1 protein-coding gene and 1 pseudogene are annotated in these 1,556 nt (G+C 71.4%); one reads left to right on the forward strand and one right to left on the reverse strand.

Going from position 1 to position 1,556, the window contains the following annotated elements; all coding sequences use genetic code 11:
- Window positions 1-1,427 (reverse strand): ATP-binding protein (locus IZR01_RS49120; protein WP_228561460.1); only part of this gene is annotated, 1,427 nt, incomplete at its 3' end.
- Here IZR01_RS49120 and IZR01_RS51910 point away from each other — a divergent pair.
- Window positions 1,422-1,556: pseudogene (locus tag IZR01_RS51910) on the forward strand (M1 family aminopeptidase); the annotation flags it as partial. The gene IZR01_RS49120 and the pseudogene IZR01_RS51910 overlap by 6 nt on opposite strands.

Below are 1,556 nucleotides of genomic sequence, written 5' to 3' on the forward strand. Positions count from 1 at the left end.
GGGTCGACGGGCTGGAGCAGGGATTTGTCGACGAGGGCGGCCAGCAGGTCGTCGATCTCCGCGCTCGGGGCCGAGTGGACCGCGGTGGCTGATTCGGCGGTGATCCCGCCGGGGTACACGGACAGCCGTTCGGCCAGGTCGCGCTCTTGCCCGGACAGCAGTTCCCAGCTCCAGGCGACGACGGCGCGCAGCGTCTGGTGCCGGGGCATGGCGGTCCGGCTGCCGCCGGTGAGCAGCCGGAAGCGGTTGTCGAGCCGGGAGGCGATGGCGTGCAGCGGCAGCGTCCGAAGCCGGGCCGCGGCCAGTTCGATGGCCAGGGGCAACCCGTCGAGGCGGCGGCAGATCTGGACGACGTCGGCGGCGTTGTCGTCGTGCACGGCGAAGCCGGGTTGGACGGCGGCGGCGCGGTCGGCGAACAGGTGCACGGCCGGGGAGGCCAGCGCCGCGGCGGCTTCGGTGTCGTCGGCGGGTTGGGGCAGGGACAGCACCGGGAACAGGTGCTCGCCGAGGATGCCGAGCGGTTCCCGGCTGGTGGCGATGACGCGCAGGCCGGGGACGTGTTCGAGCAGGTGCTCGGCGGCGTGGGCGGCGGCGTCGACGAGGTGTTCGCAGTTGTCGAGCACGATGAGCAGCCGCTGGCCGGCCAGACCTCGGGTGACGCGGGCGAGGGCGTCGCGCGCCGGTGTGGCTTGTTGTTCGCCGCGCAGGACGTGCATCTCGCGTTGTCCGAGGGCGGTGAGGATGGCTTGGGGGAGTTCGGCGGGGTCGGTGACGGGGGCGAGTTCGACGAGCCAGGCGCCGTCGGGGATCTCGGGGATGTCTGGGATCTCGCTGCGTTCTGAACCGTCGCGGCGTTCTGAGATGCCGGGGATGTCTGGGTGTCGGGGTTGGGCGGTGAGTAGGTGGGTGGCGGCTTCGCCGGCGAGGCGGGTTTTGCCGGCGCCGCCGGGGCCGACGAGGGTGACCAGGCGGGAGGTTTGGAGGGTTTCGGTGATGCGGGTGACTTCTTGGTCGCGGCCGACGAAGCTGGTGAGGCGGGTGCGGAGGTTGGTGCGGCGGGTGGTGGTGGTCACCGGGTCGGGGGTTGTGCCGGTACCTATGCCCGCGCCTGCGCCTGCGGTCGTGCCGGCGCTGGCCGTGCCGGTGGTCAGTGCGGGGTCGCTGCGGAGCACGGCGAGGTGGATGCGGGTCAGCTCTGCGGAGGGGTCGATGCCGAGTTGGTCGGTGAGGGCGGTGCGTACGCGTTCGTAGACGGCCAGGGCGTGTGCTTGGCGGCCGTCGGCGTATAGGGCGCGCATCAGGATTGCGGCGATGTTTTCGCGCAGCGGGTGTTCGGCGGCGAGTGCTTCGAGTTCGGGGAGGGCCTCGGTGTGCAGTCCGAGGCGGAGTTCGGCGTCGAGGCGGCCGCACAGGGCGGTGAGCCGCATTTCGTCACCTTCCGCGAGGAGATGATCTTCCGGTCCAAGGTCACCAACGCCGCCTACGAGCAGCGCGCCGAGGTCATCCTGCATGAGATGGCCCACATGTGGTTCGGCGACCTGGTCACCATGCAGTGG

The organism is Catenulispora pinisilvae, assembly GCF_015356865.1.
Classification (GTDB): domain Bacteria; phylum Actinomycetota; class Actinomycetes; order Streptomycetales; family Catenulisporaceae; genus Catenulispora; species Catenulispora pinisilvae.